Genomic DNA, 24,132 nt, shown 5'->3' with positions numbered 1-24,132 from the left:
AGGATGCGTAGGCCGGGTAAGCGCAGCGCCACCCGGCAATCAGGCTTCAGGATATTCCTGAAATTTCCCTTAGGGCTGAAATTTTTTCTCAGGCACGCTAAGGTGTTAACTCCGTTTTCTCTCAACACAGGCACCCTTACACGACGGTGATGGTTGTTTCCCCCCGTATTCGTTCGCTGTTTCTTCTCCTCTGTTATGCCGGAGCCGTTCACGCTGCCCCGAATTCGTTTATCCATCAGGCGCAAAATCCGTTCGATAATAATGGCGACAGCCTGCCGGACTTAGGCATGGCGACCCCGACGGGGGAAAGCGAAAAGCATCTGGCGGAGATGGCGAAAGCGTTCGGCGAAGCCAGCATGACCGACAACGGCCTGACCACCGAGGAGCAGGCCCGGCAGTTTGCCCTGGGCCAGGTGCGGGACGCCGTCAGCCAGGAGGTGAACCAGCACATTGAGTCCTGGCTTTCGCCGTGGGGCAATGCCAGCGTCGATCTGCTGGTCAATGACGAGGGGCGCTTCACCGGCAGCAAGGGGAGCTGGTTTATACCCTGGCAGGATAACAACCACTACCTCACCTGGAGTCAGCTCGGCCTGACCCAGCAGGAGGACGGCCTGGTGAGCAATGCGGGCATCGGCCAGCGCTGGGTGGCGGGCAAATGGCTGCTGGGTTACAACACCTTTTATGACAATCTGCTCGATGAAAATCTCCAGCGCGCCGGGCTCGGCGCCGAAGCCTGGGGCGAATACCTGCGCCTGTCGGCCAACTACTATCAGCCGTTTGCCAGCTGGCGTGACAGCTCGGAGGTGCAGGAGCAGCGCATGGCGCGCGGGTACGATATCAGCGCCAACGCCAGGCTGCCCTTTTATCATCACCTCAACACCAGCATCAGCTTTGAACAATATTTTGGCGACAGCGTGGATCTGTTTCACACCGGCACCGGGTATCACAATCCGCTGGCGGTCAACCTCGGGTTGAACTACACCCCGGTGCCGCTGGTGACCCTTTCCGCCGGGCATAAGCAGGGGGAGAGTGGGGTGAGCCAGAACAACCTTGGCCTGAAGCTCAACTACCGCTTCGGGGTGCCGCTGAAAAAACAACTCTCCGCCAGCGAAGTGGCTGAAAGCCGCTCCCTGCGGGGTAGCCGCTACGATCCGCCTGAGCGTCAGAACCTGCCGGTGCTGGAGTTCCGCCAGCGTAAAACGCTCTCGGTGTGGCTGGCGACGCCGCCGTGGGATCTTAAGCCTGGCGAAACGGTCATGCTGAAGCTGGATATTCGCAGCCGACACGGGGTGCGTTCCCTGCACTGGCAGGGCGATACGCAGGCGCTGAGCCTGACCTCACCGGCGAAGGCCAGTGACAGCGAAGGCTGGAGTATTATCCTGCCGGCGTGGGACAGCAGTGAGGGGGCGAGCAACCGCTGGCGGCTGTCGGTGGTGGTGGAAGATGAAGCGGGGCAGCGTGTCTCTTCCAATGAGATCACGCTTGCCCTGACGGAGCCGCTACTGGCGCTGCCAGAGGAGGATCCGCGCTGGACGCTGCTGCCGGAGGAGTAAACTCAGAAAATGCGCTCCTGGTGTACCCAGACCGCCGCTTCCACCCGTGACTTCAGCTTCATCTTCTTCAGCATATGCTTCACATGGACTTTGACCGTGCTTTCGGTGATGTCCAGACGGCGGGCGATCATCTTGTTTGGCAATCCCTGGGCAATGAGCTTGAGGATATCGCGCTCGCGCGGGGTCAACTGGCTGACGTCGCGATCGGAGGTGGCACGGTTGGCGCGCAGGCTGGCCGCCAGTACCGGGGTCAACGCTTCGCTCAGCACCATGTCGCCAGCCGCCGCCTGTTGCAGCGATTTCAGCAGATCTTCCGGCTCCATGTCTTTCAGCAGGTAGCCGTCGGCGCCACGTTTCAGGGCGGTGACCACATCCTCTTCATGGTTGGAGACGCTGAAGACCACCACGCGCCCGGAGAGCGATTTTTCGCGCAGCTTATCCAGGGTTTCGAGGCCGTTCATGCCGGGCATATTCAGGTCGAGCAGGATCAAGTCAGGATCGAGGGCCTCGGCCAGTTCAATGCCCTGTTCCCCGTTGCTGGCTTCGCCCACGACGGTGATATCCGACGCCATGCTGATAAGTTGTTTAACACCGGTGCGCAGCATCGGATGGTCGTCGATCAACAGGATTGTAGCGGGCTCCTGATTAGACATGATGTTCTCCTTGAGCAGTGAAAAGAGGCTTTTCGGGAATAAAGGTGACGATAACGTCCGTTCCGCCCGATTCGCTCCGGCGGACCTGACAATCTCCGCGCAGGCTTTGCGCGCGGTCTCGCATAATAATCAGACCATAGTGGTTACTGCGTTCGGCGTTTTCCGGGATCCCGCAGCCGTTGTCACGCACCACCAGCCTGACCTGGTTTTCGTGCTGGCTCACGGTGAGCGAGACCGCCGTCGCCCCGGCGTGTTTCAGGGCGTTGCTTAACGCCTCCCGGGCGATCTGCAGCAGATGAATAGCCTGATGAGAGGGCACGAAACGGGGTGGTAGCTGATAGTCCAGCGAGACGGTGAAGCCGAGCCGGGCGCTAAACTCCTGACAGCTGGCCTCCAGGGCAGGCCGCAGGCCGGGCTCCGTCAATTGCAGGCGGAAGGTGGTCAGCAGTTCACGCAATTGTATCCAGGAGGTGTTCAGCTCGTTGCGGATCTGGCTCAGAAGCTGCTTGCTGCTCTCCGGCAGATCCGTGTCCTGCATCTGTAGACAGCTGACCTGCATCTTCATGCAGGAGAGGGACTGGGCGATAGAGTCATGCAGTTCGCGGGCAATGGTGGCGCGCTCTTCCATCACAATCAACTGCTGCTGTTTTTCCTGATGACGGTCGAGGGCTAACGTCGCGGTCAGCTGCTCCACCAGCGTATCGACCAGCTGCTGCTGATCGTGGCTGAGATGACGTCCGGCGGGCAGCGTTGCCAGTAAGATGCCATATTGCGTCAGGTTATCTGCCAGGCGCCACTTCAGGGTTGTCCCGCTGGTGGTCAGCGGCGACAGGCCGCGCGGGCAGAGGTGGCAGCCAATTTCATCGCAGCTGGCATCCGACTGACAGGTAAATTCCTGATGATTCTCTTCATCTTCCAGGTCGTATACGCGCAGTTCGATGTCGTGCAGCTGGGTCAGATTCTGCAGGCCGTTAAGCACCGGCGAGAGGCGCTCGCACAGCGGCACCTGGGAGTGCAGGCGGCGGTTGGCCTGCCAGAGGAAGGAGAGGATCTCGTTTTTCTGCTCCAGCCCGGCGGTTTTTTCACGCACGCGCTGCTCCAGCACCGCATAACTCTCGGCCAGCTCGCCGGACATGGTGTTCAGCGCCTCGCCGAGCATCGCCATCTCATTGCGTCCGTTGATGTGGGCGCGCTGGGTAAAATCACGCTGGGTCACGGCGCGGGCCATCGCCAGCAGCTGGCGCCAGGGGTGCAACAGCCGGGCGCGCAGCCAGAGGATGGTGAAGACCAGCAGCAACCCCATGAAGACCGCCATCAGTTGCTGCAACAATACTACCCGGCCGATACGCAGCTCGGTGCTGTGATCGAACGCCGAAACCAGAGTATCCAGACGGCTGACAAAGCCGGAGACATCCTGGGCTACCGCATCCGGATTACGCGCCTGTCGCAGCCCGGGCATTAACTGGGTATGCCAGTAAGTCTGCAGGGCCTTCAACTGCGCCTGCTGACGATCGCGGCGGGCGGCAATTTCCAGTTCGGGGCTGAACGCCGTTGCTTCCATTTCGTCGAGTAACGCCTGGTCTTTGGCTTCCAGTGGGATGGCCGCCAGCAGGCGATAACTCTGCATACGCAGTGAACCGGCCTTATTAATGGCGTGCGCGCTGCCCTGAACGCCCTGAACCAGCCAGCCGGAGATCGCCATCCCTGTCACCCCGATCCCGGTAGACAGCATGACAATCAGCACCAGTTGGTTAACCAGCGTGAGTGGTGAAAAACAGCGTTTAAACATAGGGCAGTCTGGCTCCTGACAATGCCTGGACTCGGCAAGAACTCTATTCTCAGGCAACCCCTGGAGTATACCCATACCCCAAAAGGATTACCTACTAATTGCCATTGGAGGGGTGAATGGGAGGAGAGGGGTAAGCGGGGGGAGCAGTACCGTGAAAAACCACACCTTTTTCACTGAAAAGCGCTACTCACTTTGGAGGATAGCGATTTTCAGGCCATAAAATTGCCCACCTTCCCATTGATTTATATCAACTTCCTGTCGGCTTAAAACCCTGATCTTTGTGGCAACTTTTAAGAATCAGAGGTGTCTATGAGTCACTCTACTACCCCCGAAAGGGATTCTGGCGCAGTCATTACCGAGTGGCGTCCGGAAGATCCGGCGTTCTGGCAACAGCGCGGCAAACGTGTAGCAAGTCGTAATCTGTGGATTTCCGTTCCCTGTCTGCTGCTGGCGTTCTGCGTCTGGATGCTGTTCAGCGCCGTCGCCGTTAACCTGCCGAAAGTGGGCTTCACGTTTACCACCGATCAGCTGTTTATGTTAACCGCGCTGCCTGCGCTCTCCGGCGCACTGCTGCGTGTCCCTTATGCCTTTATGGTACCGGTGTTCGGCGGACGCCGCTGGACCGCGTTCAGTACCGGCATCATGATCATTCCGTGCGTCTGGCTCGGCTTTGCGGTACAGGATACCTCTACACCGTTTAGCACCTTCGTGATCATCTCTCTGCTGTGCGGCTTTGCAGGGGCAAACTTTGCCTCCAGCATGGCGAACATCAGCTTCTTCTTCCCGAAACAGAAGCAGGGCGGGGCGCTGGGGATCAACGGCGGCCTGGGCAACATGGGCGTCAGCGTAATGCAGCTGATTGCGCCGCTGGCGATCTCGGTCTCTATCTTTGCGGCCTTTGGTGGCGCAGGCGTGGAGCAGGCTGATGGCTCGTACCTGTTCCTGCAGAATGCGGCGTGGATCTGGGTACCGTTCCTGGTGGTCTTTACCCTGGCCGCATGGTTTGGCATGAACGACCTGGCGGCATCGAAAGCGTCGCTCAGCGAACAGCTGCCGGTGCTGAAGCGCGCCCACCTGTGGATCATGGCGCTGCTCTATCTGGCAACGTTCGGCTCCTTTATCGGCTTCTCTGCCGGGTTTGCGATGCTGTCCAAAACCCAGTTCCCGGATGTGCAGATCCTGCACTACGCCTTCTTCGGGCCGTTTATTGGTGCCCTGGCACGCTCTACCGGCGGGATGATCTCTGACCGTCTGGGCGGCACCCGCGTCACGCTGGTGAACTTTGTGGTGATGGCTATCTTCTGTGCCCTGCTGTTTATGACCCTGCCGGTAAACGGCGTGGGCGGCAACTTCGGCGCCTTCTTCGCGGTCTTTATGGTGCTGTTCCTGACCGCCGGGCTGGGGAGTGCTTCCACCTTCCAGATGATTTCGGTGATCTTCCGTAAACTGACGATGGATCGCGTTAAAGCGCAGGGCGGCACTGAGCAGCAGGCGATGCGTGAGGCGGCTACTGACACCGCAGCCGCACTGGGCTTTATCTCAGCGATCGGCGCGATTGGCGGGTTCTTTATTCCGAAAGCTTTTGGTATCTCGCTGGATCTGACCGGCTCGCCGGCGGGTGCGATGAAGGTGTTCCTGATTTTCTATATCGTCTGCGTGTTTGTCACCTGGCTGGTATACGGACGGAATTCTAATAAAAAGTAAGTTTGATTATCCGTTTGCGCGGCCTGGTGCCGCGCTTTTTTTAGCCTGCAATTAGTTACAACATACTTGAGGGGTGAGCCGCCGTTAGCATGCGGCCACTGTGATCGCCATCGCTAAACAGGCTTACCTACCCCTTAATACCGCTGGGGTTAAATGTTACGCGCGCTTTTGTAGGATAAATAAATAATGACCATATAAAACAGTGAGTTACATTATTGTATTCTGTACCGCTTTGGTGGTAGTCGAAAATTTACCCTTCTGAACATCCCCAGCTCCCCTTGATCGTTATCAATTCTCCTCCTCTTTCAGAGCGTTACCTTCGCTGCAAATCAGCAATGTCGATTTAGAGAGCCACAGGCTCCATACAGGAGATACCCGATGAGCAAATTTTTGGACCGGTTTCGCTACTTCAAACAGAAGGGCGAAACATTTGCCGATGGGCACGGCCAAGTTCTGGAGACTAACCGGGACTGGGAAGACGGTTACCGTCAGCGCTGGCAACATGACAAAGTCGTACGTTCGACCCACGGCGTAAACTGCACCGGCTCCTGTAGCTGGAAGATTTTCGTCAAAAATGGTCTGGTGACTTGGGAAATGCAGCAGACCGACTACCCGCGCACCCGCCCGGATATGCCAAACCACGAACCGCGCGGCTGTCCCCGTGGTGCCAGCTACTCCTGGTATCTCTACAGCGCTAACCGCCTGAAATACCCGCTGATGCGTAAACGCCTGATGAAAATGTGGCGTGAAGCGAAAGCGCAGCACAGCGATCCGGTTCTGGCCTGGGCCTCTATTATCGAAGATGCCGACAAAGCGAAGAGCTTCAAACAGGCTCGCGGTCGCGGCGGCTTTGTACGCTCCTCCTGGCAGGAAGTGAATGAGCTGATTGCCGCTTCCAACGTCTATACCGTGAAAACCTACGGCCCGGACCGCGTGGCAGGCTTCTCGCCAATCCCGGCGATGTCGATGGTCTCCTACGCCTCTGGCGCGCGTTATCTGTCGCTGATCGGCGGCACCTGCCTGAGCTTCTACGACTGGTACTGCGACCTGCCGCCTGCCTCTCCGCAGACCTGGGGTGAGCAGACCGACGTTCCGGAATCCGCCGACTGGTACAACTCCAGCTACATCATCGCCTGGGGCTCTAACGTTCCGCAGACCCGTACCCCGGATGCCCACTTCTTTACCGAAGTGCGTTACAAAGGCACCAAAACCGTAGCCGTGACGCCGGACTACGCCGAAATCGCCAAGCTGTGCGACCTGTGGCTGGCACCGAAGCAGGGTACCGATGCGGCCATGGCGCTGGCGATGGGCCACGTCATGCTGCGTGAGTTCCACGTCGACAAGCCAAGCCAGTACTTTACCGACTACGTGCGTCGTTACACCGACATGCCAATGCTGGTCATGCTCGAAGAGCGTGACGGCTACTATGCCGCAGGCCGCATGCTGCGTGCCGCCGATCTGGTGGATGCGCTGGGCCAGGAAAACAATCCGGAGTGGAAAACCGTTGCCTGTAACAGCAATGGCGAGCTGGTTGCACCGAACGGCTCTATCGGTTTCCGCTGGGGCGAGAAAGGTAAATGGAACCTTGAGCAGCGTAACGGCACGACGGGTGAAGAGACCGAACTGCGCCTCAGCATGCTGGGCAGCCAGGACGAGATCGCCGATGTTGGCTTCCCGTATTTCGGCGGCGAAGGCTCCGAGCACTTCAACAAGGTGGAGCTGCAGAACGTCCTGATGCACAAACTGCCGGTGAAACGCCTGCAGCTCGCCGACGGCTCTAGCGCCCTGGTGACCACCGTGTATGACCTGACCCTGGCCAACTACGGCCTGGAGCGCGGTCTCGGTGATGAAAACTGCGCCACCAGCTATGACGACGTAAAAGCGTACACCCCGGCCTGGGCGGAGCAGATCACCGGCGTTCCACGGGCGCAGATTATCCGTACCGCACGTGAGTTTGCCGATAACGCCGATAAGACCCACGGTCGTTCAATGATCATCGTCGGTGCCGGTCTGAACCACTGGTATCACCTCGATATGAACTATCGCGGTTTGATCAACATGCTGATCTTCTGCGGCTGCGTGGGTCAGAGCGGCGGCGGCTGGGCACACTACGTGGGCCAGGAAAAACTGCGTCCGCAGACCGGCTGGCAGCCGCTGGCGTTTGCCCTTGACTGGCAGCGTCCGGCGCGTCACATGAACAGCACCTCTTATTTCTATAACCACTCCAGCCAGTGGCGCTACGAGACGGTTACCGCGCAGGAGCTGCTGTCGCCGATGGCGGATAAATCCCGCTACAGCGGTCACCTGATCGACTTCAACGTCCGCGCTGAACGCATGGGCTGGCTGCCCTCCGCGCCTCAGTTGGGTACTAACCCGCTGCGCATTGCGGAAGCGGCGAAGAAAGCGGGCATGACCCCGGTGGATTACACCGTCAAATCCCTGAAAGAGGGTTCCATCCGTTTCGCGGCAGAACAGCCGGAAAACGGTAAAAACCATCCGCGTAATCTGTTCATCTGGCGCTCCAACCTGTTGGGCTCGTCCGGTAAAGGTCACGAGTACATGCTGAAATACCTGCTCGGTACCGAAAACGGCATCCAGGGCAAAGATCTCGGCAAGCAGGGCGGCGTGAAGCCGGAAGAGGTGGAGTGGAAAGACAACGGTCTCGACGGCAAGCTGGATCTGGTGGTGACCCTCGACTTCCGTCTCTCCAGTACCTGCCTGTACTCCGATATCGTGCTGCCTACCGCTACCTGGTACGAAAAAGACGACATGAATACCTCGGATATGCATCCGTTTATTCATCCGCTCTCTGCGGCCGTTGACCCGGCGTGGGAATCGAAAAGCGACTGGGATATCTACAAAGAGATCGCGAAGAAATTCTCTGAAGTCTGCGTAGGGCACCTTGGCAAAGAGACCGACGTGGTGACGCTGCCCATCCAGCACGACTCCGCCGCCGAACTGGCGCAGCCGCTGGACGTGAAGGACTGGAAAAAAGGCGAATGCGACCTGATCCCGGGCGTAACTGCACCGCACATTATTCCGGTTGAACGTGACTACCCGGCCACTTACGAACGCTTTACCTCTATCGGCCCGCTGATGGAGAAAATCGGTAACGGCGGGAAGGGGATCGCCTGGAATACCCAGAGCGAGATGGATCTGCTGCGTAAGCTCAATTACACCAAGGCAGACGGCCCGGCGAAAGGCCAGCCGATGCTGAATACGGCGATTGATGCGGCAGAGATGATCCTCACCCTGGCACCGGAAACCAACGGTCAGGTGTCGGTGAAAGCCTGGGCGGCGCTGAGCGAGTTTACCGGTCGCGACCATACCCATCTGGCGCTGAACAAAGAAGACGAGAAGATCCGCTTCCGTGATATTCAGGCCCAGCCGCGCAAAATTATCTCCAGCCCGACCTGGTCTGGCCTGGAAGATGAGCATGTCTCTTACAACGCGGGTTACACCAACGTTCACGAGCTGATCCCATGGCGTACCCTCTCCGGGCGTCAGTCCCTGTATCAGGATCACCAGTGGATGCGTGACTTCGGTGAAAGCCTGCTGGTGTACCGTCCGCCAATCGACACCCGCTCGGTGAAAGCGGTGATGGGCGCGAAATCGAACGGCAACCCGGAGAAGGCACTGAACTTCCTGACGCCGCACCAGAAGTGGGGTATCCACTCCACCTACAGCGACAACCTGCTGATGCTGACCCTGTCCCGTGGTGGTCCGATTGTCTGGATGAGTGAAGCGGACGCCAAAGATCTGGGGATCGAAGATAACGACTGGATCGAAGTCTTCAACAGTAACGGCGCCCTGACGGCGCGTGCGGTGGTAAGCCAGCGCGTACCGGCCGGGATGACCATGATGTACCACGCGCAGGAACGCATCGTGAACCTGCCGGGGTCTGAGATCACCGAGCAGCGCGGCGGGATCCACAACTCTGTGACCCGTATTACGCCGAAACCAACCCATATGATCGGCGGTTATGCCCAGCTGGCCTACGGCTTTAACTACTACGGCACCGTAGGATCGAACCGCGATGAGTTCGTGGTGGTACGTAAGATGAAGAACATTAACTGGTTAGACGGCGAAGGGTGTGACCAGGTACAGGAGAGCGTAAAATGAAAATTCGTTCACAAGTCGGCATGGTGCTGAATCTGGATAAATGCATCGGCTGTCACACCTGCTCAGTCACCTGTAAAAATGTCTGGACCAGCCGGGAAGGGATGGAGTACGCCTGGTTCAACAACGTGGAAAGCAAGCCGGGCACCGGCTTCCCGACCGACTGGGAAAACCAGGAGAAGTGGAAGGGCGGCTGGATCCGTAAAATCAACGGCAAGCTGCAGCCGCGCATGGGTAACCGCGCGCTGCTGCTGGGTAAAATCTTTGCTAACCCGCATCTGCCGGGCATCGATGATTACTACGAGCCGTTTGATTTTGACTACCAGAACCTGCACAACGCGCCGGAGAGCAAACACCAGCCGATCGCCCGTCCACGCTCGCTGATCACCGGTCAGCGCATGGACAAGATCACCAGCGGGCCAAACTGGGAAGAGATTCTGGGCGGCGAGTTCGAAAAACGCGCCAAAGACCAGAACTTCGAGAACATGCAGAAGGCGATGTACGGCCAGTTCGAAAACACCTTCATGATGTACCTGCCGCGCCTGTGCGAACACTGCCTCAACCCGGCGTGTGTCGCCACCTGTCCGAGCGGCGCCATCTACAAGCGTGAAGAAGATGGCATCGTGCTGATCGACCAGGACAAGTGCCGCGGCTGGCGTATGTGCATCACCGGCTGCCCGTACAAAAAGATCTACTTTAACTGGAAGAGCGGTAAGTCTGAGAAGTGCATCTTCTGCTACCCGCGTATCGAAGCCGGGATGCCAACCGTCTGCTCCGAGAGCTGTGTAGGCCGTATTCGCTACCTCGGCGTACTGCTCTATGACGCTGACGCGATTGAGAACGCGGCGAGCACCGAGAACGAGAAAGATCTCTATCAGCGTCAGCTGGATGTGTTCCTCGATCCGAACGATCCGAAGGTGATCGCCCAGGCGCTGAAGGACGGTATTCCGCAGAGCGTGATCGACGCCGCGCAGCAGTCGCCGGTCTACAAAATGGCGATGGACTGGAAGCTGGCCCTGCCGCTGCATCCGGAATACCGCACATTGCCGATGGTCTGGTACGTGCCGCCTCTGTCGCCAATCCAGTCTGCGGCGGATGCCGGTGAGCTCGGCAGCAACGGAATCCTGCCGGACGTCGAAAGCCTGCGTATCCCGGTTCAGTACCTGGCGAACCTGCTCACCGCAGGGGATACCCAGCCGGTGCTGCTGGCCCTGAAACGTATGCTGGCGATGCGCCACTTCAAACGCGCGGAAACCGTTGACGGCGTCATCGATACCCGCGCCCTGGAAGAGGTGGGCTTAAGCGAAGCCCAGGCCCAGGAGATGTACCGCTACCTGGCGATTGCCAACTACGAAGACCGTTTCGTGGTGCCGAGCAGCCACCGTGAGCTGGCGCGTGAAGCCTTCCCGGAGAAAAGCGGGTGTGGCTTTACCTTCGGCGACGGTTGCCACGGTTCAGACAACAAATTCAACCTGTTCAACAGCCGCCGCATCGACGCGATGGATGTGACCAGCAAAACGGAGCCGCACCAATGATTGAACTCGTCATTGTTTCGCGTCTGCTCGAGTACCCGGATGCTGCGCTGGCGCAGCATCAACAGGAACTCTTCGATGCACTCGCGTCATCGGAAAACCTGGATAAAGAGGATGCCCAGAAACTGGGCGTTTTCCTCCGCGATCTGTTAGCGCGCGATCTGCTGGATGCGCAGTCTGACTACAGCCAGCTGTTCGACCGGGGCCGCGCCACCTCGCTGCTCCTGTTTGAACATGTTCACGGCGAGTCCCGCGATCGCGGTCAGGCGATGGTGGATTTAATGGCCCAGTATGAGCAGCACGGCCTGCATCTCGACAGCCGCGAGCTGCCGGATCATCTGCCGCTCTACCTGGAGTATCTGGCACAGCTGCCAAAAGAAGAGGCGCTGGGCGGCCTGCAGGATATCGCCCCGATCCTGGCGTTACTGAGCGCGCGTCTGCAACAGCGTGAAAGCCGCTATGCGGTGCTGTTCGAACTGCTGGTGAAGCTGGCTAACGCCTCGGTCGACAGTGAAAAAGTGGCGGAGAAAATCGCCGATGAAGCGCGCGACGACACCCCACAGGCGCTGGATGCGGTCTGGGAAGAGGAGCAGGTGAAGTTCTTTGCTGACCAGAGCTGCGGTGAATCGGAAATCTCTGCTCACCAGCGTCGTTTTGCCGGTGCCGTTGCCCCGCAATATTTGAATATCTCTAACGGAGGACAGCAATAATGCACTTCCTGAATATGTTCTTCTTCGATATCTATCCGTACATTGCGGGTTCGGTATTTCTGATTGGTAGCTGGCTGCGTTACGACTACGGCCAGTACACCTGGCGCGCCGCCTCCAGCCAGATGCTGGATCGCAAAGGGATGAACATGGCATCCAACCTGTTCCACTTCGGGATTCTGGGGATTTTTGCCGGTCACTTCCTCGGAATGCTCACCCCGCACTGGATGTATGAATCCTTCCTGCCGATGGACGTGAAGCAGAAGATGGCGATGATTGCCGGCGGCGCCTGCGGCCTGATGACCCTGGTGGGCGGCCTGATGCTGCTGAAGCGTCGTCTGTTCAGCCCGCGCGTTCGCGCCACCACCACCGGGGCGGATATCCTGATCCTCACCTTGCTGATGGTGCAGTGCGCGCTGGGTCTGCTGACCATTCCGTTCTCGGCTCAGCACATGGACGGCAGCGAAATGCTGAAGCTGGTGGGTTGGGCACAGTCGGTGGTGACCTTCCATGGCGGTGCGTCTGAGCATCTGGACGGCGTGGCGTTTATCTTCCGCGTGCACCTGGTGCTGGGCATGACGCTGTTCCTGCTGTTCCCGTTCTCCCGTCTGGTGCATATCTGGAGCGCGCCGGTGGAGTACATGACGCGCAAATACCAGATTGTGCGCGCCCGTCGCTAATCCGCCGTTTTCATCTCAACCCCGCTCTGGCGGGGTTTTTTTTCGCCCCAGCCGAGGTTGTTACCCGCAGCGGCAAACAGGATCAGCGCTCCGCCAGCCAGTTGGGTAAGGCTGAGCGCATGCCCAAACAGCAGGTTATCGACAACGAGCGCGACGACCGGATAGATAAATGACAGCGAGCCGATGATGGGAGTAGGGAGCTTCTGAATGGCGCTGTATAACAGTTGATACATCACCCCCGTGTGCACGATGCCCAGCGTCAGCAGAATCGCCCACGGGAAATCGCGGGAGAAGGTCGGCATATGCGCCAGCGGCAGCAGCATCACCACACCGGTTAACACCTGGATAAAGGCGATGTGCTGCGGTGTAATGGTCTGTAATTTGCGCGTGATAATGGCAGTGAGGGCGTAAAAGAAAGCGGCACCCAGCGCGAGGCCGATCCCCGAAAGCCATTGTGCGCTGTGTCCGCCGGTCAGCTCGCTGGAGAGCAAAATCACCACCCCGCCAAAGGCGAGGAACAGCCAGCCCCATTTCACCAGACTCACCCGCTCGCCCATCAGCATACCCATTAACACCAGCATAAAGGGCTGGGTGTTATAGACCACCGTCGAAAGTCCGATGGAGATACGTTCGAACGCGGCAAACAGCAGCAGCCAGTTAACGACCAGCGCAATGCCGCCAAGAATGGCCAGACCCAGGGTTACTTTGGTTAACGGGCTAAAAGGGCGTTTACTGAAACGAATAAAAAGAAACAGCGCCATGGCGCCGATCAGACAGCGCCAGAACACTACGTCAGTGACCGGCAAGCCGGAAAGCAGCACAAAAGCCCCGATAGAGCCGGATATCAGCATCGCCAGGCTCATCTGCCAGACGCCTTGTTGAATGTCGCGCATCGTACACCTCCTGATTATTGCCTCTATTGTTAAAAAACGGTGTCCGATTTAACAGCGCTGAATTAAGGTAAAAGGAGAGGTTTGCTTTTATAAATTAGGTGAATGTTATGGATTACCTTATCGATGAGATCGACCGCCATATTCTGCGTTGTCTGGTAGAGGATGCGCGTATGTCGCTGAAAGTCTTAAGCGCCCGGGTTGGGCTCACATCACCCAGTACGGCAGAACGCTTAAAAAGGCTGGAAGAGCGGGGCATCATTCAGGGGTATGGTGCGCGGGTAAACCTGGCCGCGCTGGGTTACACGCTGCAGGCGCTGGTGCGCGTGCGACCGTTACCGGGGTTATTGCATAAAGTGGATAAATACATCCAGCAGATGCCCGAGTGTATTGAAAGCGACAAAGTGACCGGCGAGGACTGTTTCGTTATCCGCCTGGTGGTGCGCTCCATTGAACAACTGGATACGTTGCTGGATGGACTGGCAGAACATGCGCAGTGCAACACCTCGATTGTGAAGAGTTCACCGGTGACCCGTCGGTTGCCCCCGTTGTAAGGGATTTCGCCGGGTGGCGGCTGCGCCTTACCCGGCCTACGAGTATGGTACGGTTTTGTAGCCCCGGTAAGCGCAGCGCCACCGGGGAAAAGGTGCGCGGAACAGCAAGACTATTTATTTTTTAACTGAGAAGTTTAAAGCGATTTAGAAGTGATGGTGGTGGGGGAAGGATTCGAACCTTCGAAGTCTGTGACGGCAGATTTACAGTCTGCTCCCTTTGGCCGCTCGGGAACCCCACCAGGGGTAATTCAGATTTTGAGGTGAAACTTGAAGATGGTGGTGGGGGAAGGATTATTCGTCGCTTCGCTCCTCACCCTCCGGGCCGTTGCCTCTGGCAACGTTGTCTCGCTTGCGCTCGACTCGAACCTTAATCGAAGGTTCTCACCCTTCCCGACAAGTGCAAACATCGCTATATCTCATCGGTATTACCACATCGCTGTGGTGAATAATGGTGGTGGGGGAAGGATTCGAACCTTCGAAGTCGATGACGGCAGATTTACAGTCTGCTCCCTTTGGCCGCTCGGGAACCCCACCACGGGGTAATGCTTTTACTGGCCTGCTTCCTTGTGGGAAGCGGGGCGCATCATATCAAATGACGCGCCCCTGTAAAGACTTCCTTTGCATAAATGAATCGTTTGCCTGATTTTTACGCATAAAGACGCAAAGCAATCAATTCATTTTATAAAGGATTAAAGAATAATCGTTCGGTTACCGTAGACAAAGACGCGTTGCGCCAGCACCTGATAGAGCGCGCGGCTTAAGACATTTTTTTCAACGTCGCGGCCGGCACGCATCATATCTTCCGCCGTGTAGGTGTGATCGACATGAATCACGTCCTGCATGATGATTGGACCTTCATCCAGATTGTCATTCACGTAGTGTGCCGTTGCGCCGATGATTTTCACGCCGCGTTCGTACGCCTGGTGATAAGGACGCGCGCCGATAAAAGCCGGCAGGAACGAGTGGTGAATGTTGATAATCTTATTCGGGAAGCGGGCAACGAATGACGGCGTCAGGACGCGCATATATTTCGCCAGCACCACGTAATCCGGGTTATGCGCTTCGATGGCCTGCGCCATTAAATTGTCATGCTCTTCGCGGGTATGGCCTTCATGGCTGACCAGCTCAAACGGAATATCAAAACGCTCAACCAGCGTACGCAGCGTCTCGTGGTTACCAATGACCGCGGCGATCTCAACATCCAACCCGCCATAGTTGGCTTTCATCAGCAGGTCGCCAAGGCAGTGTGCCTCTTTGGTAACCAGGATCACCACCCGGCGGCGACCGGCGGGGTTCAGTTCACGCACGGAACCTTCCGGCAGCGCGCCGTCCAGATCGGCCAGCAACGTCGCGTCATTGAAGATCCCTTCCAGCTCGGTACGCATAAAGAAGCGGCCGGTACGGTGATCAACAAACTCGTTGTTCTGCACGATATTCAGTTCATGTTTGTAGCAAATATTGGTGATACGGGCGATCAGCCCTTTCTGGTCGGGACAAATGGTGCGCAGCACTTTACGTTGTGTTGATTGCATTGCCGGAAAATCCTTACGTGTTTGCTTGAATCGTGTTGTCAGGCCTTATTGCCCGCAACACTTTTTAAATTTTTTGCCTGAACCACAAGGGCAGGGGTCATTACGACCAAACTGTGGACGCGTGCCGTCAATATAGTACCACTCTCCGCCCTCCTTTAAGAAACGCGAGCGTTCGATGATCGCGCCCGCTCTTCCTTGCTCGGTAAAGCGCGCAACAAAACTGACGAACCCCTCGTTTTCATCCCGGCCTGCTGCCGTTTCGTACTGAGTGAGGCCGAGCCACTGCGTATTTGCAAATCCGGCCTCGATCTCCTGACGAAAATCAGTAGCATGGCAGGATGGATGCCAGGTCTTAATCAGGTAGTCTGCGTCCCGCGTCACAAAAGCGGCATATCGGGAGCGCATAAGTGATGCCGGGTCCGGTGCAACCTGCTCACCGGTAAGATATCGTTGGCAACATAGGCTATACTCGAGAGCGCTACCGCAGGGACAGAGTTGAGACACGATTCTCTTCCTGAAATTAAAAAATGAATGACGTATAACGCCAGGGTGGCACTATGTTAACTGAGCGGTTGCAATGACGCTATGCAGGAATCCAGGGGACGCTAAACAGGGCTAATGAGAAAAGTAAAAATTGGACTGGCATTGGGCTCAGGTGCAGCCCGGGGCTGGTCGCATATTGGTGTGATCAACGCCTTACAACGTTTGGGTATCGAAATTGATATTGTTGCAGGCTGTTCAATAGGTTCACTGGTGGGGGCCGCCTATTCGTGTGGCAAGCTTCCCGAGCTGGAAACCTGGGTACGATCGTTTAGCTACTGGGACGTCCTGCGCCTGATGGATCTCTCCTGGCAACGTGGCGGGTTATTACGCGGAGAGCGCGTCTTTAACCGTTTTCGCCAGGTGATGCCCCTGACCGAATTCTCCAGCTGTCAGATGCCTTTCGGTGCGGTTGCGACCAACCTCAGCACCGGCAGGGAGATCTGGTTTACCGAAGGCGATATTCATCTTGCCGTCCGCGCCTCCTGCAGTATGCCGGGCCTGATGGCGCCGGTTCCGCACAATGGTTACTGGCTGGTTGACGGTGGCGTTGTTAATCCTGTCCCTATTTCACTGACCCGTGCGATGGGGGCTGATATCGTAATTGCCGTCGATCTCCAGCACGATGCTCACCTGATGCAACAGGATCTGATGCCGGTTAACACCCAGTCGGATGAGTCCGCTCTGGACGATCTCGCATGGCATAAACGCCTGCGAGGACGCTTCACGCGAACCACCCGTAAACTGGTTGCTGCGCCAACCGCCATGGAAATCATGACGACGTCGATTCAGGTGCTGGAAAATCGCCTGAAGCGCAACCGAATGGCGGGTGATCCGCCGGATATATTGATTCAACCTTTTTGTCCACAAATTTCAACGCTCGATTTCCATCGTGCTGAAGCGGCCATTACCGCAGGCGCGCAGGCAGTCGAAAAGAAAATGGACGAATTATTACCTTTAGTGCGGGCAACAGCCTGAGCACCCTTTTTTTGATTACTTCAGCAAAATCTGACAGGCGATAGTGCCGATAGCATGCCACTATTTATCTATTGTCAGCGCCGGGAGAGACCATGACACAGCCATTAGCCGGGAAACAAATTCTGATAGTTGAAGACGAGCCTGTTTTCCGCTCCTTACTGGATTCATGGCTATCATCGCTGGGGGCGACGACTGCACTTGCAGGTGATGGGATCGACGCCCTGGAAAAAATGGTGGGCATTAAGCCCGATTTGATGATTTGCGACATCGCCATGCCGCGGATGAATGGCCTGAAGCTGGTGGAGCATTTACGTAATGCCGGCGACCAGATCCCCATTCTGGTCATCTCTGCGACCGAAAATATGGCCGATATCGCAAAAGCGTTACGCCTGGGTGTCCAGGACGTATTGCTTAAGCCAGTTAAAGATCTGAATCGTTTGCGTGAAACCGTTCTCGCCTGCCTCTATCCCAATATGTTTAATTCGCGTGTTGAAGAGGAAGAGCGGCTTTTTCAGGACTGGGATGCGCTGGTGAATAACCCCTCTGCGGCGGCAAAACTGTTACAGGAGCTTCAGCCGCCGGTTCAGCAGACATTTTCCGGGTGCAAAGTTAATTACCGCCAGCTGATGGCTGCCGATCAACCGGGTCTGGTGCTGGATATCGCACCATTATCTGAAAACGATCTGGCGTTTTATTGTCTGGATGTTACCCGGGCGGGCGATAATGGTGTGCTGGCGGCATTATTATTGCGGGCATTATTTAATGGATTGCTTCAGGAACAACTTTCTCATCAGGGTCAGCGTCTGCCTGAGTTAGGCAGCCTGTTGAAACAGGTCAACCAGCTGTTGCGCCAGGCCAGTTTACCAGGACAATTCCCATTACTGGTCGGTTATTACCATAGCGGCCTGAAAAATTTGATTTTGGTCTCTGCCGGACTTAATGCCACGCTAAATACCGGGGAGCATCATATTCAGGTCAGTAACGGCGTCCCGTTAGGAACCTTAGGAAATACTTACCTGAATCAAATAAGCCACCGCTGTACCTCATGGCAATGCCAAATTTGGGGGACGGGGGGGCGGTTGCGCTTAATGTTGTCCACAGAATAGTCAGTTGGAATTTAAACGGTAGATAGCTTTACCGTCGTTTTACGGGCAATGCTACTATCGGTGCCTGTTTTTATTCGTATTTATCCTAATTAAGCGGTAGCGCGTCCTTTTCAGACCCGGACACCATCCACAGGCTGATATACTGAACGCGTTATTAATGCAGACTAAAGTTCAAAACATGAACAGTTCAGGAGAGTTTCAATGGCTGCCGTAAATTCGAAAGTGAGAAAGGCCGTTATCCCGGTTGCCGGGTTGGGAACCAGGATGCTGCCAGCAACGAAGGCAATTCCAAAAGAGATGCTGCCACTCGTTGATAAGCCATTAATCCAGTATGTGGTCAACGAATGTATTGCTGCAGGCATCACTGAAATTGTGCTGGTAACACATTCATCCAAAAACTCTATCGAAAACCATTTCGATACCAGTTTTGAACTTGAAGCCATGCTGGAAAAACGCGTGAAGCGTCAGCTTCTTCAGGAAGTGCAGTCTATTTGCCCGCCGCATGTCACTATTATGCAGGTCCGTCAGGGGCTGGCAAAAGGTCTGGGTCACGCCGTGTTGTGTGCCCACCCGGTAGTCGGTAACGAGCCGGTAGCGGTTATTTTACCCGACGTTATTCTGGACGAGTTTGAATCCGATCTTTCCCAGGATAACCTGGCTGAAATGATTAAACGCTTCGACGAAACGGGCAGCAGCCAGATCATGGTTGAGCCAGTTGAAGACGTTACCGCTTATGGCGTTGTGGACTGCAAAGGCGTCGATATGAAGCCAGGCGACAGCGTGCCAATGGTTGGCGTGGTTGAGAAGCCAAAAGCCGACGTAGCGCCATCTAACCTCGCTGTAGTAGGGCGTTATGTACTGAGCGCAGAGATTTGGCCGCTGCTGGCGAAAACGCCTCCAGGCGCCGGCGATGAGATCCAGCTGACCGATGCCATCGACATGCTGATCGAAAAAGAGACCGTCGAGGCTTACCATATGAAAGGTAAGAGCCATGACTGCGGTAATAAACTCGGTTACATGCAGGCCTTCGTTGAATATGGTGTTCGTCACCAGTCCTTGGGCGAAGAATTTAAGGGCTGGCTGAAAGAGACGCTGGACATTAAAAACTAATACGGCGTTAACGCCCTAAGCAAAACCGGTGATAGCTATGCTACGCCGGTTTTTTTATAACCTTTTTAGGGTGTCGCTCATGTAGGGCAGGGTAATAGTGTGATGTAATCGTTATATGTGCACGTGTAACAGAATGTCACACGAGATAAAATAAAGGCATAAAAAATCCCGCATTAAGCGGGATTTTTCGGATATTTACTGGCTTATTCCTGGATCAGGAAGTCGTCCAGTTGTTTACCTTGCTCATCCATTGCTTTTTTGATAACAGCTGGAGTACGGCCCTGGCCGGTCCAGGTTTTAGATTCGCCGTTCTCATCGATGTAGCTATATTTAGCCGGACGCGCAGCACGTTTAGCTTTAGTACCGGTTTTAGCGGCAGCCATGCTGTTCAGCAATTCGTTAGGATCAATACCATCAGCGATCAGCATTTCACGATATTGCTGCAGTTTACGTGTACGTTCTTCGATTTCAGCAGCAGCGGCGTTTTCTTCTTCACGACGCTCATTAACAACGACTTCTAATTTCTCCAGCATTTCTTCAAGCGTTTCCAGAGTACATTCTCTCGCCTGGGCACGGAGAGTGCGGATGTTGTTCAGAATTTTAAGTGCTTCGCTCATTGTAGTAATCTCAAACTTATAATGTGGGGGTTTGTTGAGGTAATAATAGAGGCATAAATTGATATGTGCAATAGGCCAGAATGTAAGGAATTCAAAAATACCTAATATTCGGCACTATTATTAATTACCGGAACTTAAATTTGGCGGGGAGAAAGGGGGCGGCGTTATCAAAAGATGCGTTGTAAACCTGACGGTGAACTCTTTTTTTACAGGCAATTTTCATGGGGATTATTGTTTCTCCGGATAAATATCAACCTTTCGTATTAGTACTGAAAACACGGTTACCCGATGAAACCGTTAATTACGCCTGAATCATTTTCAGCCTGGTGGCGACATTAAAATAACAGGTTTTTCCGGAACTTAGCGTTTATAAAACCATGGGTTTTTATGTTCTTTTCGTATGCTCCTTCATGATGTGTCCTATATCCCGGTGGTGGATAAAATCTCTCGTAACGCGGGTCTTCCGCGCTGCAGCACGGAAGACCCGACAAAATATGGTACAATCGCCTATCGGTAATAATACACATTGATTAGGGTTTAACGGCCAATGGCACAACTGTATTTCTACTATTCAGCAATGAACGCAGGTAAGTCGACCGCGTTACTGCAATCCTCCTACAATTACCAGGAGCGTGGGATGCGTACGGTGGTTTACACCGCCGAAATCGATGACCGTTTTGGTGCCGGAAAAGTGAGTTCGCGAATTGGCCTCTCTTCTCCAGCCAGGTTATTTAACCCACAAACTAATCTGCTGGACGAAATTCGTGCACAGGCGGCTGACCAGGCAGTCCATTGCGTGCTGGTGGATGAGAGCCAGTTTTTAACGCGTCAGCAGGTTCATGAGCTTTCTGAAGTCGTTGATGAACTGGATATTCCAGTACTTTGCTATGGGCTGCGAACGGATTTTCGCGGCGAACTGTTTGTCGGCAGCCAGTATTTGCTGGCATGGTCAGATAAGCTGGTGGAATTAAAAACCATCTGCTTCTGCGGGCGTAAAGCGAGTATGGTGCTGCGTCTTGATCAGGCAGGAAAACCCTATGCGGAAGGCGAACAGGTGGTGATTGGCGGTAATGAGCGCTATGTATCCGTATGTCGTAAGCATTATAAAGAGGCGCTGGTAACAGGCTCTCTGACGGCGATTCAGGAAGCCAGTCGTCGTTAACGGTCCAGTTCGTCTGTCGCTATTTGCGCTGGAAAAGAGACATAAAAAAACCCGCCGGAGCGGGTTTTTTATTGAGCGATTAATTAAGCGCTTTTCTTCGCTTTCTTATCCGCTTTTACCAGCGTTTCTACAGCTGCCGGTGCAGCAACCACACCTTCAGTGTATTCGCGGCCATAGAAGGTATCCAGCAGGATCTGTTTCAGCTCTGCGATCAGTGGGTAGCGCGGGTTCGCACCGGTACACTGGTCATCAAAGGCATCTTCAGACAGCTTGTCTACGTGTGCCAGGAAGTCAGCTTCCTGAACGCCAGCTTCACGGATAGACTTAGGAATACCCAGTTCCGCTTTCAGGCTTTCCAGCCATGCCAGCAGTTTCTCGATCTTCGCAGCAGTACGATCGCCAGGAGCGCTCAGGCCCAGGTGGTCAGCAATTTCTGCGTAGCGACGACGAGCCTGCGGACGGTCGTACTGGCTGAATGCCGTCTGCTTGGTCGGGTTATCGTTAGCGTTGTAACGGATAACGTTAGAAATCAGCAGGGCGTTCGCCAGACCGTGAGGAATGTGGAACTGAGAGCCCAGCTTGTGCGCCATGGAGTGACACACACCCAGGAAGGCGTTAGCAAACGCGATACCGGCGATGGTGGCAGCACTGTGCACACGCTCACGGGCAACCGGGTTTTTAGAGCCTTCGTTATAAGAGGCTGGCAGGTTCTCTTTTAGCAGTTTCAGTGCCTGCAGAGCCTGACCGTCAGAGAACTCAGACGCCAGTACAGAAACATAAGCTTCCAGGGCGTGAGTTACCGCATCCAGACCACCGAATGCACAGAGTGATTTCGGCATGTCCATGACCAGGTTGGCGTCAACAATCGCCATGTCCGGGGTCAGAGCGTAGTCTGCCAGTGGGTATTTCTGACCTGTTGCATCGTCGGTAACAACAGCAAATGGCGTCACTTCAGAACCGGTACCGGAAGTGGTGGTGACGGCGATCATTTTCGCTTTCACGCCCATTTTCGGGAACTTGTAGATACGTTTACGGATATCCATAAAGCGCAGCGCCAGCTCTTCGAAGTGCGTTTCTGGGTGCTCGTACATTACCCACATAATTTTGGCTGCGTCCATTGGGGAGCCGCCACCCAGCGCGATGATCACGTCTGGTTTGAAGGAGTTTGCCAGCTCTGCGCCTTTGCGAACAACGGACAGGGTTGGGTCAGCTTCAACTTCGAAGAAGACTTCAGTTTCCACGCCAGCCGCTTTCAGAACAGAGGTGATCTGGTCTGCGTAGCCGTTGTTGAACAGGAAACGGTCAGTCACGATGAGCGCACGTTTGTGGCCATCAGTAATCACTTCATCCAGCGCGATTGGCAGGGAGCCACGGCGGAAGTAGATAGATTTCGGAAGTTTATGCCACAACATGTTTTCAGCTCGCTTAGCAACGGTTTTCTTGTTGATCAAGTGCTTAGGACCAACGTTCTCAGAGATGGAGTTACCACCCCATGAACCACAACCCAGAGTCAGGGAAGGCGCGAGTTTGAAGTTATACAGGTCACCGATACCACCCTGAGAAGCAGGGGTGTTAATCAGAATACGTGCTGTTTTCATCATCTGACCGAAGTGAGCAACACGATCTGGCTGGTTGTCCTGGTCGGTATACAGGCAGGAGGTATGACCGATACCGCCCATAGCTACCAGTTTCTCCGCTTTAACAACCGCTTCTTCAAAATCTTTCGCGCGGTACATTGCCAGCGTCGGAGAGAGTTTTTCGTGCGCAAACGGCTCGCTTTCGTCAACGATATTCACTTCGCCAATCAGGATCTTCGTGCTGGCTGGAACGGTGAAACCTGCCAGTTCAGCAATTTTATACGCTGGCTGACCTACGATGGCGGCGTTCAGTGCACCATTTTTCAGGATGATGTCCTGAACCGCTTTCAGCTCTTTACCCTGCAGCAGGTAGCCGCCGTGGCTGGCGAAACGTTCGCGAACGGCATCGTATACGGAGTCAACAACCACAACGGACTGCTCGGAAGCACAGATTACGCCGTTATCGAAGGTTTTAGACATCAGTACAGAGGCAACAGCACGTTTGATATCGGCGGTTTCGTCGATAACAACAGGGGTATTACCCGCACCTACGCCGATAGCCGGTTTACCGGAGCTATAGGCCGCTTTAACCATGCCTGGGCCACCAGTTGCCAGAATCAGGTTAATGTCTGGGTGGTGCATCAGAGCGTTAGACAGCTCCACGGAAGGCTGATCGATCCAGCCGATCAGGTCTTTTGGTGCACCCGCAGCGATCGCCGCTTGCAGAACGATATCTGCAGCTTTGTTGGTGGCATCTTTAGCACGTGGGTGTGGAGAGAAAATGATCGCGTTACGCGTCTTCAGGCTGATGAGCGATTTGAAGATAGCAGTAGACGTTGGGTTGGTGGTTGGAACGATACCGCAGATGATGCCGATTGGCTCAGCAATGGTGATGGTACCGAACGTGTCATCTTCAGACAGAACGCCACAAGTCTTCTCGTCTTTATAGGCGTTGTAGATATACTCGGAAGCAAAGTGGTTTTTGATCACTTTATCTTCGACGATACCCATACCAGATTCGGCAACGGCCATTTTAGCGAGAGGGATTCGAGCATCTGCAGCAGCCAGAGCGGCGGCGCGGAAGATTTTATCAACCTGTTCTTGGGTGAAATTGGCATATTCACGCTGGGCTTTTTTTACGCGCTCTACAAGTGCGTTAAGTTCAGCGACATTAGTAACAGCCATAATGCTCTCCTGATAATGTTAAACTCTTTTAGTAAATCAGCTGCTCGACACGAAAACAGTATAGTCAGCGTCATTGCCACTTGCTTAACTTACGTAAAAACAAGGTGTTAATGTTTTTATCGTTCCCCTGATTTACTAAAAGAG

18 protein-coding genes, 2 tRNA genes and 1 other RNA gene are annotated in these 24,132 nt (G+C 55.1%); 11 read left to right on the top strand and 10 right to left on the bottom strand.

All coding sequences use genetic code 11. The features are described from left to right. The first annotated feature begins 149 nt into the window (after positions 1-149). Positions 150-1,553 carry a YchO/YchP family invasin gene (locus GNG29_RS12775; RefSeq protein ID WP_156654665.1) on the top strand — a complete coding sequence of 468 codons (1,404 nt, stop codon included), beginning with the start codon at positions 150-152 and terminating at the stop codon, positions 1,551-1,553. A gap of 2 nt (positions 1,554-1,555) precedes the next feature. Here the strand turns inward: GNG29_RS12775 and narL are convergent, their stop codons facing one another. Both narL and narX read right to left on the bottom strand, forming a co-directional pair. Then, positions 1,556-2,206: a two-component system response regulator NarL gene (gene narL, locus GNG29_RS12770; RefSeq protein WP_032611305.1), complete on the bottom strand. Its 651-nt coding sequence runs from the start codon at positions 2,204-2,206 to the stop codon at positions 1,556-1,558. Next, a complete protein-coding gene (narX, locus tag GNG29_RS12765; RefSeq protein ID WP_103179933.1) occupies positions 2,199-3,995 on the bottom strand; it encodes a nitrate/nitrite two-component system sensor histidine kinase NarX in 1,797 nt (598 codons plus the stop codon). The genes narL and narX overlap by 8 nt, the downstream gene beginning before the upstream one ends. A gap of 309 nt (positions 3,996-4,304) precedes the next feature. Between narX and GNG29_RS12760 the strand changes: the two genes are divergently transcribed. The 5 genes from GNG29_RS12760 (at position 4,305) to narI (ending at position 12,737) form a co-directional block, all read left to right on the top strand. Continuing rightward, positions 4,305-5,699: a NarK family nitrate/nitrite MFS transporter gene (locus GNG29_RS12760; protein WP_103179932.1), complete on the top strand. Its 1,395-nt coding sequence runs from the start codon at positions 4,305-4,307 to the stop codon at positions 5,697-5,699. A 378-nt stretch (positions 5,700-6,077) separates the two neighbouring features. Further along, complete coding sequence (locus GNG29_RS12755) at positions 6,078-9,821, top strand: nitrate reductase subunit alpha (protein ID WP_156654664.1); 3,744 nt, start codon at positions 6,078-6,080, stop codon at positions 9,819-9,821. Beyond that, positions 9,818-11,353: a nitrate reductase subunit beta gene (gene narH / locus GNG29_RS12750; protein WP_103179930.1), complete on the top strand. Its 1,536-nt coding sequence runs from the start codon at positions 9,818-9,820 to the stop codon at positions 11,351-11,353. Before GNG29_RS12755 ends, narH begins: the two co-directional genes overlap by 4 nt. Continuing rightward, positions 11,350-12,060, top strand: coding sequence for a nitrate reductase molybdenum cofactor assembly chaperone (gene narJ, locus GNG29_RS12745; RefSeq protein ID WP_103179929.1), 711 nt, complete (start codon positions 11,350-11,352; stop codon positions 12,058-12,060). The genes narH and narJ overlap by 4 nt, the downstream gene beginning before the upstream one ends. Continuing rightward, positions 12,060-12,737, top strand: a complete 678-nt coding sequence (gene narI / locus GNG29_RS12740; protein WP_103179928.1) for a respiratory nitrate reductase subunit gamma — start codon at positions 12,060-12,062, stop codon at positions 12,735-12,737. Before narJ ends, narI begins: the two co-directional genes overlap by 1 nt. Here the strand turns inward: narI and GNG29_RS12735 are convergent. Then, positions 12,734-13,630: a DMT family transporter gene (locus GNG29_RS12735; RefSeq protein WP_103179927.1), complete on the bottom strand. Its 897-nt coding sequence runs from the start codon at positions 13,628-13,630 to the stop codon at positions 12,734-12,736. The two genes, narI and GNG29_RS12735, sit on opposite strands and share 4 nt — an antisense overlap. Before the next feature lie 107 nt (positions 13,631-13,737). Between GNG29_RS12735 and GNG29_RS12730 the strand changes: the two genes are divergently transcribed. Continuing rightward, positions 13,738-14,181, top strand: coding sequence for an Lrp/AsnC family transcriptional regulator (locus tag GNG29_RS12730; protein ID WP_103179926.1), 444 nt, complete (start codon positions 13,738-13,740; stop codon positions 14,179-14,181). A gap of 154 nt (positions 14,182-14,335) precedes the next feature. Here the strand turns inward: GNG29_RS12730 and GNG29_RS12725 are convergent. From GNG29_RS12725 to GNG29_RS12705, 5 genes are all read right to left on the bottom strand, one after another. Continuing rightward, positions 14,336-14,420, bottom strand: a tRNA-Tyr gene (locus GNG29_RS12725). A gap of 35 nt (positions 14,421-14,455) precedes the next feature. Further along, positions 14,456-14,587: non-coding RNA, RtT sRNA (locus GNG29_RS12720), on the bottom strand. 43 nt (positions 14,588-14,630) lie between these two features. Then, a tRNA-Tyr gene (locus tag GNG29_RS12715) sits at positions 14,631-14,715 on the bottom strand. Between the two features lie 155 nt (positions 14,716-14,870). Beyond that, positions 14,871-15,713 (bottom strand): formyltetrahydrofolate deformylase, encoded by an 843-nt coding sequence (gene purU, locus GNG29_RS12710; RefSeq protein ID WP_103179925.1) that lies wholly within the window; start codon positions 15,711-15,713, stop codon positions 14,871-14,873. A 45-nt stretch (positions 15,714-15,758) separates the two neighbouring features. Continuing rightward, a complete protein-coding gene (locus tag GNG29_RS12705) occupies positions 15,759-16,217 on the bottom strand; it encodes a YchJ family protein (RefSeq protein WP_156654663.1) in 459 nt (152 codons plus the stop codon). Positions 16,218-16,331: 114 nt separating this feature from the next. Here GNG29_RS12705 and rssA point away from each other — a divergent pair, with 114 nt between their 5' ends. The 3 genes from rssA to galU all read left to right on the top strand — a co-directional run bounded on the left by rssA (position 16,332) and on the right by galU (position 19,447). Beyond that, a complete protein-coding gene (rssA, locus tag GNG29_RS12700; protein ID WP_103179923.1) occupies positions 16,332-17,231 on the top strand; it encodes a patatin-like phospholipase RssA in 900 nt (299 codons plus the stop codon). A 92-nt stretch (positions 17,232-17,323) separates the two neighbouring features. Beyond that, on the top strand, positions 17,324-18,337 hold the full coding sequence (gene rssB / locus GNG29_RS12695; RefSeq protein WP_156654662.1) for a two-component system response regulator RssB: 1,014 nt from the start codon (positions 17,324-17,326) through the stop codon (positions 18,335-18,337). A 201-nt stretch (positions 18,338-18,538) separates the two neighbouring features. After that, on the top strand, positions 18,539-19,447 hold the full coding sequence (galU, locus tag GNG29_RS12690) for a UTP--glucose-1-phosphate uridylyltransferase GalU (protein ID WP_103179921.1): 909 nt from the start codon (positions 18,539-18,541) through the stop codon (positions 19,445-19,447). Between the two features lie 203 nt (positions 19,448-19,650). Here galU and hns read toward each other — a convergent pair whose 3' ends face one another. After that, on the bottom strand, positions 19,651-20,064 hold the full coding sequence (gene hns / locus GNG29_RS12685) for a histone-like nucleoid-structuring protein H-NS (RefSeq protein WP_039030686.1): 414 nt from the start codon (positions 20,062-20,064) through the stop codon (positions 19,651-19,653). 547 nt (positions 20,065-20,611) lie between these two features. Between hns and tdk the strand changes: the two genes are divergently transcribed. Then, the gene (tdk, locus tag GNG29_RS12680) at positions 20,612-21,226 is read left to right on the top strand and encodes a thymidine kinase (RefSeq protein ID WP_103179920.1); all 615 of its coding nucleotides are present in this window, start codon (positions 20,612-20,614) and stop codon (positions 21,224-21,226) included. Between the two features lie 83 nt (positions 21,227-21,309). On the opposite strand, the gene adhE is transcribed toward tdk, so the two are convergent. After that, positions 21,310-23,988 (bottom strand): bifunctional acetaldehyde-CoA/alcohol dehydrogenase, encoded by a 2,679-nt coding sequence (gene adhE / locus GNG29_RS12675; protein ID WP_103179919.1) that lies wholly within the window; start codon positions 23,986-23,988, stop codon positions 21,310-21,312. Positions 23,989-24,132: the final 144 nt, after the last annotated feature.

It is taken from the genome of Leclercia sp. Colony189 (genome assembly GCF_009740165.1).
Lineage (GTDB): Bacteria > Pseudomonadota > Gammaproteobacteria > Enterobacterales > Enterobacteriaceae > Enterobacter.
The sequence above is the reverse complement of the archived record's forward strand: the minus strand, read 5'-3'. Positions and strand labels throughout refer to the sequence as shown.